12 protein-coding genes are annotated in these 15,818 nt (G+C 39.3%); 9 read left to right on the forward strand and 3 right to left on the reverse strand.

Annotation, left to right across the window (positions count from 1 at the left end; translation table 11 throughout):
• The first annotated feature begins 3 nt into the window (after positions 1–3).
• The 5 genes from PR808_RS08290 (at position 4) to PR808_RS08310 (ending at position 5,806) form a co-directional block, all read left to right on the forward strand.
• A complete protein-coding gene (locus PR808_RS08290; RefSeq protein WP_206082761.1) occupies positions 4–741 on the forward strand; it encodes a glutamine amidotransferase in 738 nt (245 codons plus the stop codon).
• Positions 742–862: 121 nt separating this feature from the next.
• A complete protein-coding gene (locus PR808_RS08295) occupies positions 863–1,828 on the forward strand; it encodes a DMT family transporter (RefSeq protein ID WP_272539089.1) in 966 nt (321 codons plus the stop codon).
• Positions 1,829–1,830: 2 nt separating this feature from the next.
• Positions 1,831–2,862 carry a phosphotriesterase family protein gene (locus tag PR808_RS08300; RefSeq protein ID WP_272539090.1) on the forward strand — a complete coding sequence of 344 codons (1,032 nt, stop codon included), beginning with the start codon at positions 1,831–1,833 and terminating at the stop codon, positions 2,860–2,862.
• Between the two features lie 249 nt (positions 2,863–3,111).
• Positions 3,112–3,591, forward strand: a complete 480-nt coding sequence (locus PR808_RS08305) for a DUF2946 domain-containing protein (RefSeq protein ID WP_272539091.1) — start codon at positions 3,112–3,114, stop codon at positions 3,589–3,591.
• Positions 3,592–3,769: 178 nt separating this feature from the next.
• Positions 3,770–5,806: a TonB-dependent copper receptor gene (locus PR808_RS08310; protein ID WP_272539092.1), complete on the forward strand. Its 2,037-nt coding sequence runs from the start codon at positions 3,770–3,772 to the stop codon at positions 5,804–5,806.
• A 52-nt stretch (positions 5,807–5,858) separates the two neighbouring features.
• On the opposite strand, the gene PR808_RS08315 is transcribed toward PR808_RS08310, so the two are convergent.
• Complete coding sequence (locus PR808_RS08315; protein ID WP_206082757.1) at positions 5,859–6,743, reverse strand: helix-turn-helix domain-containing protein; 885 nt, start codon at positions 6,741–6,743, stop codon at positions 5,859–5,861.
• 924 nt (positions 6,744–7,667) lie between these two features.
• Between PR808_RS08315 and PR808_RS08320 the strand changes: the two genes are divergently transcribed.
• Positions 7,668–7,922 (forward strand): helix-turn-helix domain-containing protein, encoded by a 255-nt coding sequence (locus PR808_RS08320; protein ID WP_206082756.1) that lies wholly within the window; start codon positions 7,668–7,670, stop codon positions 7,920–7,922.
• 150 nt (positions 7,923–8,072) lie between these two features.
• On the opposite strand, the gene PR808_RS08325 is transcribed toward PR808_RS08320, so the two are convergent.
• Positions 8,073–9,068, reverse strand: coding sequence for a hypothetical protein (locus PR808_RS08325; protein ID WP_272539093.1), 996 nt, complete (start codon positions 9,066–9,068; stop codon positions 8,073–8,075).
• Between the two features lie 256 nt (positions 9,069–9,324).
• Positions 9,325–10,161: a MurR/RpiR family transcriptional regulator gene (locus PR808_RS08330; RefSeq protein ID WP_206082755.1), complete on the reverse strand. Its 837-nt coding sequence runs from the start codon at positions 10,159–10,161 to the stop codon at positions 9,325–9,327.
• Between the two features lie 394 nt (positions 10,162–10,555).
• Between PR808_RS08330 and PR808_RS08335 the strand changes: the two genes are divergently transcribed.
• The 3 genes from PR808_RS08335 (at position 10,556) to iolG (ending at position 15,512) form a co-directional block, all read left to right on the forward strand.
• Positions 10,556–12,067, forward strand: coding sequence for a CoA-acylating methylmalonate-semialdehyde dehydrogenase (locus tag PR808_RS08335; protein WP_206082754.1), 1,512 nt, complete (start codon positions 10,556–10,558; stop codon positions 12,065–12,067).
• A gap of 12 nt (positions 12,068–12,079) precedes the next feature.
• Positions 12,080–14,017 carry a 3D-(3,5/4)-trihydroxycyclohexane-1,2-dione acylhydrolase (decyclizing) gene (gene iolD, locus PR808_RS08340; protein WP_272539094.1) on the forward strand — a complete coding sequence of 646 codons (1,938 nt, stop codon included), beginning with the start codon at positions 12,080–12,082 and terminating at the stop codon, positions 14,015–14,017.
• Between the two features lie 508 nt (positions 14,018–14,525).
• Positions 14,526–15,512, forward strand: coding sequence for an inositol 2-dehydrogenase (gene iolG / locus PR808_RS08345; protein WP_206082752.1), 987 nt, complete (start codon positions 14,526–14,528; stop codon positions 15,510–15,512).
• Positions 15,513–15,818: the final 306 nt, after the last annotated feature.

The following is a 15,818-nucleotide window of genomic DNA, read 5'->3' on the forward strand; positions in this document are numbered from 1 at the left end:
AAAATGAAAATTTTATTTATTGGTGAATCATGGCATATCCATATGATCCACACAAAAGGTTATGACAGCTTTACATCAAGTAAATATGAAGAAGGTGCTACATTTTTACTAGAGTGCTTAAAAAATAAAGGTGTAGAAATTGATTATATGCCAGCCCACACAGTGCAAATGGCATTTCCGAAAACTGTCGAAGAATTAGAAAAATATGATGTTGTTGTAATCAGTGATATCGGTGCTAATACGTTCCTATTACAAAATGATACTTTCTATAATATGAAAGTATTACCAAATGCATTAGGCCTAATTAAGCAATACGTTAGCCAAGGTGGCGGCTTATTAATGATCGGTGGTTATTTATCTTTTATGGGTATTGAAGCCAAAGCGAATTATAAAAATACGTTATTAGCCGATGTATTACCAGTCGAAATGTTAGATGGCGATGACCGTGTGGAAACGCCAGAAGGTATTTTCGCAACACCCCAAAATATGCAGCATGAAGCAATTAAAGGATTTGGTAATTGGCCGATGTTCTTAGGCTATAACAAAGTTAAGCCAAGAGAAAATACAGAAGTTGTTTTAAATATTGGTGATGATCCATTACTGGTCTTTGGCCAATATGAAAACGGAAAAACAGGTTGTTTTATGAGTGACTGTTCACCGCATTGGGGAAGTCGTGAGTTTATGGCTTGGGAACATTATTCAGATATGTGGGTAAATATTCTAAAGCAAATCGCACGTTAATTAATTCTTTAAAAGTAAAAAACCAAACAATAAAGAAAATAAGTGCTGAATTGTGTTCAGCACTTTGTAAGCCGATTACAAAAAATAATGACTCATAGTCAAAATCCAAAAGGAATATTTTATGAGTGTTAAAAGTTATTCTACTCCGTTTTTAATGATAGCAACGGTATTGGCCGGTATGTTATCGCCAATGCAATCTGCAGTGAATGGGCAGCTCGGTGATGTTTTAAAAGATGGTAATGCGAGTGCGGTTATTTCCTTTGCCAGTGGTTTGGTTGTGATGTTTTTTATCATTATTGCGAAAAAACAAACTCGACAACAATTTGCAGCAATTCCGAGTTTAATTAAGAACAAAAAAATCCCACTGTGGAATTGGTTTGCAGGGTTATGTGGCGCAATGGTGGTATTTTCTGAAGGGGCATCAGCCAGCGCATTAGGGATTGCTACCTTCCAAACAGCACTGATTTCAGCATTATTACTTTCAGGATTATTATGCGACCGTTTTGGCATTGGTATTGATGAGAAAAAACCGTTTACTACTTTTCGTGTATTAGGCGCCGTTTTTGCTGTCGTTGCTACTTTATTTGTGGTGTCGCCACAGTGGCATTCTAGCTCAGCAATTTATTTAGCTATTCTGCCTTTCTTAGCGGGTTTATTAGCAGGTTGGCAGCCTGCAGGTAACTCAAAAGTGGCCGAAGCCACTGGCTCTATGATGGTTTCTATCACGTGGAACTTTATTATTGGCTTTACTGTTTTAACGATTGCGTTAGTGATCCGTATGGCATTAGGCCATTTGACCCTTGATTTACCTGGCGTTTGGTGGATGTATTTAGGTGGTCCATTAGGGCTTATGTCGATTGCATTAATGGCTATTTTAGTTCGCGGTTTAGGTTTGTTGATGTTAGGTGTGGCTTCAACGGCTGGCCAGTTACTTGGTTCTGTATTAATTGACCTTCTATTACCATCTCTCGGTAATACCGTTTATTTAGTCACTATCATCGGCACTGTATTTGCTTTAGTGGGAGCGATTATCACCACCATTCCTGAGTTTAGAGAAGCAAAAGCGACAAAAGCCGCAGGAGTATAAAGATGAAAGGGTATATCCAAACAGCGATTGGGCCTGTTAAAAAAGAAGATATGGGACTGACACTACCACATGAACATTTGTTTAACGATTTATCAACGGTTGTCGATGAACCATTCTATGATTTCTCGCACGTTCTGGTTGATAAAAAAGTGAGTGCAGACATCCAATGGGGCCTTAAACATGACCCGTATTGCTGTTGCGATAACATGGATAAAAAACCCATTGAAGATGTTATCTATGAAGTGAATAACTTCAAAGAATTAGGTGGCAGAACATTAGTCGATGCAACAGGCTCAAAGGCGATTGGTCGCGATGTACACCAATTACGTGAAGTGGCGATTGAAACGGGCATTAATGTTGTCGCTTCTTCTGGTTTATATATCGAAAAGTTTGAAGGCTCTCGCCTCGTCAACGATATCGATGCCATGGCTAAAATGATTGATGATGAGCTGAATATTGGTATTGATGGAACCGATATCTGTGCTGGTATGATTGGTGAAATCGGTGTTTCACCTTTTTTTACTGAAGGTGAAAAGAACAGTTTACGCGCGGCCTCTGTTGCACAGTTGGCAAATGACCACGTTTCTATGAATATCCACATGCCAGGCTGGCAGCGTCGTGGTGATGAAGTCCTTGATATCTTAATTAAGGAAATGGGCGTAAACCCAGCTAAAATTTCATTAGCGCACTCAGACCCATCAGGGAAAGACTTTGATTACCAGCGTCGGATGTTAGACCGAGGAGTTTGGCTTGAATTTGACATGATAGGCCTTGATATTTCATTTCCAAAAGAAGGGGTTGCTCCTACAGTGACAGAAACTGCAGATGCGGTTTGTAAGTTGATTGAGATGGGCTATGGTCAGCAAATTGTGTTAAGCCATGATGTGTTCCTTAAGCAGATGTGGGCTAAAAATGGTGGAAATGGTTGGGGGTTTGTTCCTAATGTTTTCTTATCCTTACTTGCGAAAAAAGGTATTGATAAATCAATGATTAACCGTCTTTGTATTGATAACCCAGCAAATTTATTGGCATAAATACACTGATCTATTTCGCGTTTTATCTGAAGAGAAAACATGTGCGGCACTTTATTGGAGTGCCGCATTTTTGTTTTTTAGTTTGATAAGGTATTTCAAGGAGCTTGAGTGAGTTTGTTAATCAGACAACTGATTGATTTTATTCTTGAAGAATATTGACCGCATATCACTAAAAATACTCATAAAACTCATATTGAATTAACATATTACACAAATATAAATAACAATGAGAATCTAAATAAGATACAATTGCGCGCTATAAATATCTACCCAGATGACGGAAAAACGTTGCACCTGCGCCCCTCAATCAGACAACTTGCTGCCTATCTGGCGTTATTAGCCGTTGCTATGTTGTTCATTGCGCCATTGATCTCTAAATCGATGGAACAGATGAATCATTGTATAGCGACGAATAACGTTACAGAGAACACTGTAATGGCAGAGCATTCGATGCATTCGCATCAAGGGATGTTGATGCCTGAAGGTTGTGAACATAGCAGTGCAATGAATCACCTGTTAATGACGGGGATTGGGCAGTCACCGATGGAAGATATTGCCTGCGGTTACTGTCAGTTATTGGTTCATTTTCCGTTTCTTATCTTATTGATTGCAGCCGTTATTCGGCAGCTCGCAACGCTAACACTGTTCCTACCATTTGAACGTAGTGTCCAGCTTTGGTTATTTAGACCTTGGACTTTGCGTTTAGCCAGAGCACCACCAATAATCTGATTTTCTTTAGCATGAATATTTCAACAAACTAATTCTATTTTTGCCTTATTCAGCAAGGTCGATTGCGTACGTCTTGAATTTGATTATATTTTCAAGAAACATCCCTGTAGGGAAGCATTGATTTTGTGATTAAAGCAAAGGTGGTGGTATTTTTATTGATATAAGAAACAGGTTAAAAATGAATACACTGCAATTTAAATTTGCACCTGCAGCAACATTGGTTATCAGCGCGATTTGTTCCGCCTCGGTTATGGCAAAAAATGAGATTAACCAAAGCCCAATCACTGAAAGCTCAGTCATGATTGTCACTGCTCCCGTTGATTCACCATTAACGATCACGACGTCGCCAAAAACACCAAGGCAGCCTGTTCCTGCTAGTGATGGCTCTGATTACCTCAAAACTATCCCAGGTTTTTCCCAAATTCGTAATGGTGGAACCAATGGCGATCCTGTTTTTCGTGGTATGTTTGGTTCGCGCTTGCGTATTTTAACCAATGACAGCGAAATGCTAGGGGCTTGCCCATCACGGATGGATGCGCCAACATCTTATATATCCCCTGAAAACTTTGATGTGCTTAATATGATTAAAGGGCCTCAAACGGTGCTCTGGGGACCTGGTAATTCAGCAGGGACAATTCGTTTTGAACGTGAAAAACCGTTATTCACCGAAGGTGGAATTAAAGGAAATGCAAGCGCGCTAACCGCGTCAAATAACCGTTGGGATGCGAATGCGGATGTTAGCGTGGGCAACGAAACAGGTTACTTACGTGTTATTGGCAATAAATCCCGTTCTAATGACTATAAAGATGGCAATGGCGATAAAGTCCCGTCGAAATGGGACAAATGGAATGCGGATATTGCAATTGGCTGGACGCCAGATGAATACACGTTATTAGAACTTACTGCTGGGAAAGGTGATGGTGAAGCACGTTATGCAGGGCGTGGCATGGATGGCTCTCAATTTAAACGTGAAAGTTATGGACTTCGTTTTGAAAAGAGCAATATCGGTGATGTTCTCGACAAAATAGAAGCTAGTGCTTATTACAATTATGCTGACCATATTATGGATAACTATTCTCTACGCTCACCATCAGGTGGCGGAATGGGCGGATATATGGGGATGGGGCATGGCGGTCACGGTATGATGAATATGCCAATGAAAATGCGTGTTGACCGTGAAACGATGGGCGGCCGTGTGATGGGAACATGGCTCTGGACGGACTATGAGCTGCGAGCGGGGGCAGATATGCAAACCAATAAGCACCGCAGCAAAAGTACAAGTGGTTGGATGAAAGATGCACAATTCCAAGATTACGGCCTATTTAGTGAGTTAACATGGCAAGCTACCACACAAGGAAAGGTTGTCAGCGGGGCACGTTTGGATCGTGTACTTGTTGAAAATAATAAAGAAATCGGTTCATCAGGTCGTAACACCGTTATGCCAGCAGGTTTTGCTCGTTATGAGCATTCCCTCGAAAATACCCCTGTTATGCTGTATGCCGGTGTCGGTTACACCGAACGTTTTCCAGATTATTGGGAATTATTTTCACCGAAAATGGGGCCGGATGGTACCCACAATGTTTTTGACCGCCTAAAAACAGAAAAAACAACTCAACTTGATATTGGGGCAAAGTATAGCCATGAAAATACCAATGCGTGGGTTTCTGCCTATATTGGCCGTGTTGATGATTTCATTCTTTTCCGTTATAGCGCCAGCAATCCACGGATGAGTCAAGTTGAAAATGTGAATGCTATGATTATGGGGGGAGAGCTAGGCGTAGCACAAAAACTTAGTGACGAGTGGAAAGCTGATGCTAGCCTTGCTTATGCATGGGGAGAAAACAGAACAGACGGTAAAGCGCTTCCTCAGATGCCACCTCTTGAAAGTCGCTTTGGTTTGTCATGGGAAAAAGGGGACTGGACAACAACGGGCTTAGTTCGTGTTGTGAGTCGCCAAAACCGTGTGGCTATCAATGACGGCAATGTGGTGGGAAAAGACTTTAGCAAAAGCGCGGGCTTTACCATTTTCTCACTAAATACTGCATACAAAGTGAATGAAAATGTGAAATTAAGCGCTGGGGTCGATAATCTGTTTGATAAAACCTACAGTGAGCACTTAAATTTAGCGGGTAATAGCGGATTTGGTTATTCATCTAATATGCCAGTGAATGAACCTGGTAGAACGTTTTGGGCTAAAGTAAACGTGACATTTTAATTTATAATATGAGAGTAACCCGCTATTTATTAGCGGGTTACTAAGAAATTTTTTAAATTATGACGGGTATATAATAATTGAGTTCTTGAATATAGTTATGTGGGTCATTAATAAAATCATGATAAGTTGGCTTAGACTTCAATATGTAGAGCTCAACATCGGAGCCATCCCCACGCATAATGTCCATTTCTGCGAGTACTTTGCCATATGCTGTGTAAATGATATCGTTATAATCAATCCCTTGCAGACTGCCATCGAATTTGATTTCTAAATAATTTCCTGCGGGGACTTGTAAGTTTTTTGCTTGTGCAGGAACGATATCTACATCTTTTTCATCTAAAGCCGTGGTATATAAGAAACGGCCTTCTTCGGTAGCATTTAAATCAACACCATGAATAGCATATAAATGTTGGGTAACATATTGGTTATTATCAAGGAATAATTTCCAATAATGACGTCTGAGCTCTTCAGTCTTAAGGTTCCATTCATTGATATCTTGTGTATAACGGTGTTGGACACCCAATAAATTGGTTGCAGTTAATTGGGTTAATCTAACTTGCACTTGTAATTCTTTGCTATCTCGAATTGGGAGGCAGAATCCGTCAACTTTCCAGCCTTCACGTTTTCGGTATTCAGATGGTGTCAGGTTAAACTGCTTTTTGAAGGCCCTGCAAAATGTTTGCTGAGAATCAAAGCGATAACGAAGAGAAATATCCATAATGCTATCATTGGTTAATCGCAACGCAACAGCGGAACAAGATAGACGCCTAGCACGAATATAAGAGCCTAATGCTAAGCCCGTCTGGTTTTTAAATAGACGCTGAAAGTGCCATTTAGTATATCCAGACCTATCGGCAACTGTATCAAGGGATAGGCGAGATTCTAAATTTTGTTCAATCCAAAGAATGATTTCTCTGATAACGCTTTCTTGTAGCATGATAATCCTTTCAATTCGCTTTTTACTTAAGATCAACAGAATGCAAAACTATCAATAGCAGGAGCCAATGTTAGGTGAGTATTCATGAGTCCTCTAAATAAGGATAGCACGTCTACTGACAATTTAATTAAAAAGATGTGAAGTTAAGTAAGTTTTGCAATTGTATGATTTAAATAAAAATCAACGCAATACGCCTATTCGGTGTTAACTTAAATTATTGCCTAATAAAAAGATAAAACTCAATTTTTATAAACTTAATTTTAGTATTAAATTAATATATAAAAATAAGGTGTCAAATAAGGTAGAAGATTATCACTTATGATACGTCAATATTAGATGGTATTTTAATGATTATTAAAAAAAGAATTGTATGCAGCAGATAATCTTGTCTTTATTTTATGGGGGGGATAAGTTATTTGAATATTTTTATAGATATCTGAATTTTTTATGATTTGAAGGTTGAAAATTAGTTTTGAGCTTGTTTTTATTGACTAATCCTTGGTGATGGAAACTTATTGATACGGTTGAAAACAAATTGTCACGTTAATTCTAAGGAAATAACAATAAATAGCTCAGATTGATTTTATAAGATAGGGAAAATAAGCTAGAATTTTAACTTAATTAAAAAGTAAATTACAAAACTAGAATAACATTATTGGATTATTCTTAAAAAGAAAATCCATTTTGTTTTTTGGGGAATTAATTTGTGATCTAATTCAACTTTAAAGTGTAATGATGTAATCTTAAAAAAACGTTTGTTTTCAAATGGATGTTTCTATTTTTTGGTTTTATCTATAAAGAAATAGTCTTATTTTGATGTGTTTAACTGAGGTTTTATTATTATGAATCAATTTATACACTTAATGGGGATGGTAATTTACGCCTCGATTAATTGTAATGTTATTAAATCTATTTGGAGGAGTTATGAGTAAAGATAATATCGCTAAAATGTTAGGCTTAAAAATTAGAATGCAACGAGAGAGTCATAAAATGACAATAAAACAAACAGCGACTTTAATTGGCGTTTCTGAGGATGAAATGAGTCGTTTTGAGAACGGTGATAGCTGTATTGATGTTGATTCATTATTTCAATTTGCTTATTTATTTAATTTAGAGCCAACCACTTTTTTATATGGCGTTGTTAACACGAATAGTGGAGTGCGCAGTACATTGCATTAGTTAATTTGTAATGTCAGTCATCAGACTAGCTTCTATAAGATGTCTTTTGTGAATTGTCATTTTGAATATACATTATATAAATTCAATACGTTATGAAATACGAAAGCGAATTGCTTTTTACTTCATCAGGTATTCAAAAATGGAGTTACACTAAATAAAACCATTATTAGTTAGATGGTTTATTATTTCGTCAGTAAGTTTGTTCGCTTGTAACCAGTGATTCTTTTGCAATAATTTTTCGTCGTTATGTAATTTTAGGATAAATTGGTCAAGTTGCTTAACGATAGATGTTTTCTCGTTAATGCTTTGATTTTCTTTATTAATAATAAATTCACTCTCAGCTTCATAGCTGTGATTACACTGTTTAAGTGAAATTTTATCGGTAATATTTCCAGTATTAAAAAATAGCTCAATTGAAACGAGCAGCCCGCCTTTATGGCGAAGGTTAATAATGAGAACATCACCATTTTCCATTTTTGCGAAAGGGTGTGAGTATTGAACTGAAGTTTCGGTTAGGGATAAGTCAGGTAATAACGATAAAAGTAATTCAACTTTTTGCGTCAATGCACTGCGTAATGTATTGAAAGGGAGTCTATTTTCAGGCTCGATCATTCGATGGGAAGAAAGTCGTAATAACCCTGTTTCGGATTTATTTTTGACAGCTAAAGACGTTTTGAGTTGATTAAATGTATCTTCAAAAGAAAGCACTGGGTTGTAATAAATGCAAACGCCGTTACGTTTTGCTTGTTTAAATAACTCAGTTAGCTCAGGCTCTTTATAGTTGGGGATATTATTCAGCAAGAGATCTTTTCCTGCATCGATAGTGCGTTCTATCGTGAATTTGAGTAATTCATCACTGCACACTGATGTCATGATGATGGAGTTCACATCATCATTATTTATCAGTTCCTCGATTTTGCGCTTTTGGCACATATAATAGCTCATTGATGGTAACGATGGTTCAATATCACAAATTGCTTTGAGCTCACAATGATGTGCGCTCAACTTGACTGCTTGAATATACGGTAAATTTTGGTTGTACGTTCCGATTAAACCAACGCCAGTACGCTCTAGGGACGTGACGGAATGTTGCTCTTCAAGTAAACGAAGGTGACCTAGTAAATACAGAAAGTGTGTGTTTACCATGTTTTACCCCTATTTTTGCTGCCTATCGGAAATTCACATAATCTCAACATAACAGGGTGAAATAATAATTTCATTTTAATGTTTTGTTGGAATTTGTATTTTCTGATGTAACTCACAATTTACAGAAAATAATGTCGAAAAATCACATTTAAATTGTCGAGTCGAACAAAAGTGTGGGAGAGGAAGAATGGCTAATATAGAGCAGCTAAATAGAAGGCTCTTAACCCATGGAGGAGTGAGTTAAGAGCAATTATGCTTATATGAGCTTGCTGCCTTGGCGATAGGCTAAGGCTACAGTAAGTGATTGGGCTAAACATAATGTAGCAGACTGTGAACGAAAAGCATCAACTTGGGCTTCTTTAATCACAAAGCAGACATCACTAAAACTGGCCAATGGGCTGATTTGACTATCTGTGATAACAATTTGTTTTGCCCCTGTTTGAGCCGCTTTTTCACTTACCATCACAGTTTCTGAGGCATAAGGTGTGAAACTGATCGATATAACAACATCATTTTCGCTAATTCGGCTGATTTGCTCTTTAAACATTCCACCCAGCCCATCAATTAAAATTGGGCGGCATTCTAAATGACTCAGTGCGTAACTGAGATAAGTTGCAACGCTAAAGGAACGGCGTAAGCCAATAATGTAGACATTTTGTGCTCCTGCCAATAATGATACAGCTTTTTCCATATCTTCAGCAGGCGTTCTTGCTGCCATTTGCTGCAATGCTTGTGCGTTTGAATGCGCAAATTCTTTTAAAATTTGAGCTGGATCATCGCTTAGCTCCTGCTCACTATCCATTTCACGAAAGAGTCTTGCTCTATCTGTATAGCTAGCGGTTTCCTCAACCAAATTCATTCGAAATAGTTGTTTCATTTCATTGAAGCCACTGAAATCGAAAGCATTGGCGAAGCGGATCAGTGTTGATGGGGGAACATCGGCTTCTTTAGCAATAACGGCAACGGTATCGAAGGCAACGCTGTTAGTATTATCGAGCACATACCTCGCTACCTGTTGTAAGCGTTTACTGAGTTCGTCATAACGTGCACGAACTTGCTCTTGAAACTCATTTAAATTTGCTGCACTTGACATATAACCTCCATGATTTGGCTCTAATTGTAGTTGTTTTGTGCCGTTAGTCGAATCTTTTTGAAACAATCAGTTCATACGACCAAGCCTTTTCTCATCGCCTATCTTAAACTATGTAGTTTTCATTCAACAAATTGAATGGGTTATCTCATGTTCTTCTTTTATTGAATACACTAGAACCGCCGCATTTAACCCGATAAGTTTGATTGTTCTTGGGGGAGTTAATGGCTAAATACAGTTTTTGAAACGAGTGTCTTTAAAGTGAATAGAAAATTTCATAAAAACTTTGGCTGGATCACATAAATTGAATGTTATTTCAAATTTGGTTGAAAATGAAATGAATATTTCATATACATTAAATAACACAAGGTAACTCTATCAGCTAAAGAGAGGCAGCATGGAACAGATTCATAATTTTATTGGTGGTGAAATCGTATCCAGTCAAAGTGGGCGATTTGCGCCAGTATTTAACCCTGCAACAGGAACGCAAATTGCACAAGTGGGGCTTAGCAGCGCTGATGAAACGAAAAAAGCCATAGAAGTTGCACATAACGCATTCCCTAAATGGGCAAAATTATCACCGTTAAAACGTTCTCGCATCCTTTTTAAATTTAAAGCATTACTCGAAGACAACATGGATGATTTGGCTCGCCTAATTTCAAAAGAACACGGTAAAGTTTTTTCCGATGCAGTGGGGGAGTTGACCCGTGGATTGGAAGTTGTTGAATTTGCTTGTGGGATTCCGCATTTACAAAAAGGTGAGCACTCAGCCAATGTGGCAACGGGCGTAGACAGCCATTCATTAATGCAACCTTTAGGCGTGTGTGCTGGGATTACGCCGTTTAACTTCCCTGCAATGGTGCCAATGTGGATGTTTCCAGTAGCGATTGCAACGGGAAATACCTTTGTTTTAAAACCTTCTGAAAAAGATCCATCCTTAGCATTGGAACTAGCAAAACTGCTGAAAGAAGCGGGATTACCAGATGGCGTGTTTAACGTTGTACAAGGGGATAAAGAGTCTGTTGATGTCTTATTAACCGCGCCAGAAGTCCAAGCGGTCAGTTTTGTCGGTTCAACACCAATTGCAGAATATATTTACACAACAGCATCTGCTCATGGCAAGCGTTGCCAAGCATTAGGCGGTGCGAAGAACCATTGTATCTTAATGCCTGATGCCGACATGGGTCAGGCTGCAAATGCCATTATGGGTGCAGGTTTTGGCGCCGCGGGTGAGCGTTGTATGGCTCTATCTGTGGTGTTAGCAGTTGGTGATGAAACCGCAGATGCGTTGATTGCGAACCTGAAAGGGCAAATCGCTAAAATGACAGTTGGCCCTGGTATCACAGAAGGTAAAGAAAATGATATGGGGCCAGTTATCTCTGCGCAACATAAAGCCAAAATTTGTGACTACATTACCAGTGGTGAAAAACAAGGCGCGACTCTGTTAGTTGACGGTCGAGATTTTAAAGTGACGGGGTTTGAAAATGGCTATTTCGTTGGGCCAACATTATTTGATAATGTCACTCCTGAAATGGACATTTATAAAGAAGAGATTTTTGGACCCGTGCTTGCCGTTGTCCGTGTACCAGATTTTGAAACGGGGTTGAAACTGATTAATCAACACGAATATGGTAATGGAACCGCGATTTTTACCCGTGATGGCGAAACGGCGCGTGAATTCCAAGAGAATGTTCAAGCGGGTATGGTTGGTATCAATATTCCCATTCCTGTTCCAATGGCATTCCACAGCTTTGGTGGATGGAAACGTTCAATTTTTGGCCCCTTAAATGTGCATGGAAATGATGGTGTACGCTTCTATACTCGCATGAAAACGGTGACAAGCCGTTGGCCAGCCAGTGTGCGTTTAGAGCATCACGAAAGTAGTTTCACAATGCCAACCATGGAATAAATGGAGACCCAGATGAATAAGCAGAAAATGACCACAGCTCAAGCATTGGTAAAGTTTCTTAACCAACAATATGTTGATGTCGATGGTGAGCAGTATCCGTTTATTCAGGGAGTATTTACGATTTTTGGCCATGGTAACGTTGTAGGTTTAGGTCAGGCGCTTGAAGAGGCGCCTGGTCACCTGCGTGTTTATCAAGGGTGTAACGAGCAAGGCATGGCGCATATTGCGACAGGTTTTGCTAAGCAAAAAAAACGTAAGCAGATTTTTGCGGTTACCTCTTCAGTGGGGCCTGGTGCAGCGAATATGATCACCGCTGCTGCGACCGCCACGGCAAACCGTATCCCATTGTTGTTATTACCTGGTGACACGTTTGCAACGCGTCAGCCAGACCCTGTTTTACAGCAAGTCGAACAATACGGTGATGGAACTATCAGCACCAACGATTGCTTTCGTCCTGTTTCCCGCTATTGGGATAGAATTTCACGGCCAGAACAATTGATGGCTGCTATGGTTAATGCCATGAGGGTATTAACTGACCCTGCGGATACAGGGGCGGTAACCATTTGCTTACCACAAGATGTGCAAGGTGAAGCGTGGGATTACCCTGATTACTTCTTTGAAAAACGAGTTCATCGTATCGAGCGGCGCCCTGCAACAACGGTGAGTATTGAAGAGGCAGTTGCCCTGATTCAAAGTAAGAAAAAGCCACTGTTAGTCTGCGGTGGAGGGGTGCGTTATTCTGAAGCACATGATGCATTTATCCAGTTTGCAGAAGATTACCACATTCCATTTGGTGAAACCCAAGCAGGGAAAAGTGCTATTGTTGCGAGTCATCCACTTAACATGGGGGGGATCGGCACGACAGGGGGATTAGCGGCGAATTTATTAGCGAAAGACGCTGATCTTATTATTGGTGTCGGCACCCGATTTACCGATTTTACAACAGCTTCTAAATCTTTATTTAGTCATCCCCAAGTTGAATTCTTGAACATTAATGTCGCTGAGTTTGATGCAAGTAAATTGGATGCATTAAAAGTGGTGGCAGATGCAAGAGAAGGACTGCAAGCACTTGATGCTAAAATGAAAGTGACGGGCTACCAAGGGCAATGGGGTGATGAAATTAAACAGGCGAAATCACAGTGGAAAGCGGAACTCGACCGCTTGTTTAGTATTCAGTACCAGCCGTTAGATTTTGTTCCTGAAATTGCAGGTCATCTCGATGATAAACTTGAAGAATATTGTAAAGTTCTAGGTACCGAATTGACGCAAACCCGCGTACTGGGGCTGATGCAGCAACATCTGGAAGATAACGCCATTATTGTGGGAGCAGCGGGCTCATTACCTGGTGACTTACAGCGTATTTGGTTACCAAAACAACGCGATACCTACCATTTAGAATACGGCTATTCCTGCATGGGATATGAAATTGCGGCAGCAGTCGGTGCTAAAATTGCCGCACCGAAGCAACCTGTGTATGCGATGGTTGGCGATGGTTCTTACCTAATGTTGCATAGTGAGTTACAAACCGCCATTCAAGAGAACATTAAAATCACGATTTTATTGTTTGATAACGCAGGGTTTGGTTGCATTAATAACTTACAGATGAGCCAAGGTATGGGCAGTTTTGGCACAGAAAATCGCTATCGAAACCCACAAACAGGCTTAATGGATGGGCCATTAGTGAAAGTGGACTTTGCGAAAAACGCAGAAAGTTATGGATGTAAAAGTTATCGAGTACATGATGAAACACAGCTCTTGGAAGCACTTAAGGGTGCTAAAGAACATTCAGGTTGTGTATTGATTGATATTAAGGTATTGCCAAAAACAATGACAAATGGCTATGAGGCATGGTGGCGTACAGGTACGGCTCAAGTCTCTGAGAAACCAGAAATCGTTGCAGCGGCAGAAAATATTAAACAGATGGTTGAGAACAACGTTCGTCTTTATTAATGAATGTCTAGTGACTCATTGAATGGAATCGGCGGTTGTTAACCGCCGAGGAGCGCTTCTGTGTGTCATGCCTATAGCGTTAACATCGTCAGGTAGGGTCGTTATTGGAAATTTAGCAAGGATTGCTTTTTATTCTATATTCTCTGAGGTTAACGTGCGCGTTAGCTTACTTTCATTTTAGCCCAGCTTTTGCTGGGTTTTTTTATGGTTTTAATAATTTAAAAACAAATAAAATGGAATGAATGTTTTAAAATATCACTTTGGTAAGTTGATGAAGGAGACAATGAAATAAAAAAGGGATATAGCGCGCAGACTTTATTGTCAGATGCTGATAGCTTGCATTATTATTTTGTGATCTAAATAACACTAAAAATCCACTTTAATGTAACATTTGTTACCTAGAGCCCAAAAACATAATTTCCAAAAAATTATAAATTGAAATGAACGTTTTGTTTGGTATATTTCATACTATCCAAATAGTGGATTTAAAGTATCAAGGAGCATTTGAATGTTCAATATAGCACTATTCGGCGCAGGACGTATCGGACAGGTTCATGCTGTTAATATTGCCGGCCATAAAGAAACCGCACTTTATTCTGTTATCGACCCTTATCAACCCAACGCGGTTGCCTTGGCTGAGAAATACCAAGCAAAAGTGCAAACGACAGAAGAAGCGATGCAAGACCCGAATGTTCACGGTGTTCTGATTGCTTCCGCGACAGATACCCACGCTGATTTAATCGAACTTGCTGCTAAACATAAAAAAGTCATTTTCTGTGAAAAGCCAGTTCACCTTGACCTAGAACGTGTTAAACAGTGTATCAAAAGCGTTAAAGAACATAATGTACCCTTATTTATCGGTTTTAACCGCCGTTACGACCCACAGTTTCGCCACCTGAAAAATTTATTCCAACAAGGCGCAATTGGTAAAGCGGAATCTTTAATTATTACTTCTCGTGACCCGTCACCTCCACCAGCAGAATATGTCAAAGTATCTGGCGGCATGTTCAGAGACATGACTATCCATGACTTTGATATGGCGCGTTTTATGATAGGCGAAGAACCATGCTCAGTTTTTGCTCAGGGTAGCAATGTCGTTGACCCTGCCATTGGCCAAGCTGGTGATATCGATACCGCATTTATTATATTGAAATTCCCATCAGGAGCGATGGCAACCATTTCCAATAGCCGCCGTTCAGGTTATGGCTATGACCAGCGCATCGAATTACATGGTGAAAAAGGCTTATTAACCGCAGGGAACATTAAGGAAAACAGTGTTTCATTGTTAAGTGAAGCAGGGGCATTATCTGCGAAACCTGAATATTTCTTTTTGCAACGTTACCATGAAGCTTATAAGGCGGAATGGGAACATTTCGTGGACATTTTAGCTGGTCGCGCGCAATCAGAAACGACAGGAACAGATGGTGAGTTAGCGCTGTACTTAGCGGATAAAGCACTTGAGTCATTAAAATCAGGTAAAGAAGTTAAGTTGTAATTTGTTTCTTTGAACATGTTTTAAATTCGATTACAAATTTGCGGGCGAAAAATAATTTCGTCCGCAGTAAAATCCTAAATGTATTTAATGATGTCCACGCATCAATCAAATATAAAAACAATGGATTTTATACTTAATAAAAAACTCTTCAGACTTTTTATATTCCGATATAGATTGAGGGATTTTTACAATCTTATTTTTGCTCTATTTAATTAACTTGTTGTATTTATTGATTTTAATTCCCTCTGTGGAGCTGGTTTGAAAACATAATGAAGTTAATTAAATAGTGATTCAATTCAGCGTGTT

The sequence above is a fragment of the Providencia sp. PROV197 genome (assembly GCF_028479625.1).
Taxonomy (GTDB): Bacteria; Pseudomonadota; Gammaproteobacteria; order Enterobacterales; family Enterobacteriaceae; genus Providencia; species Providencia vermicola.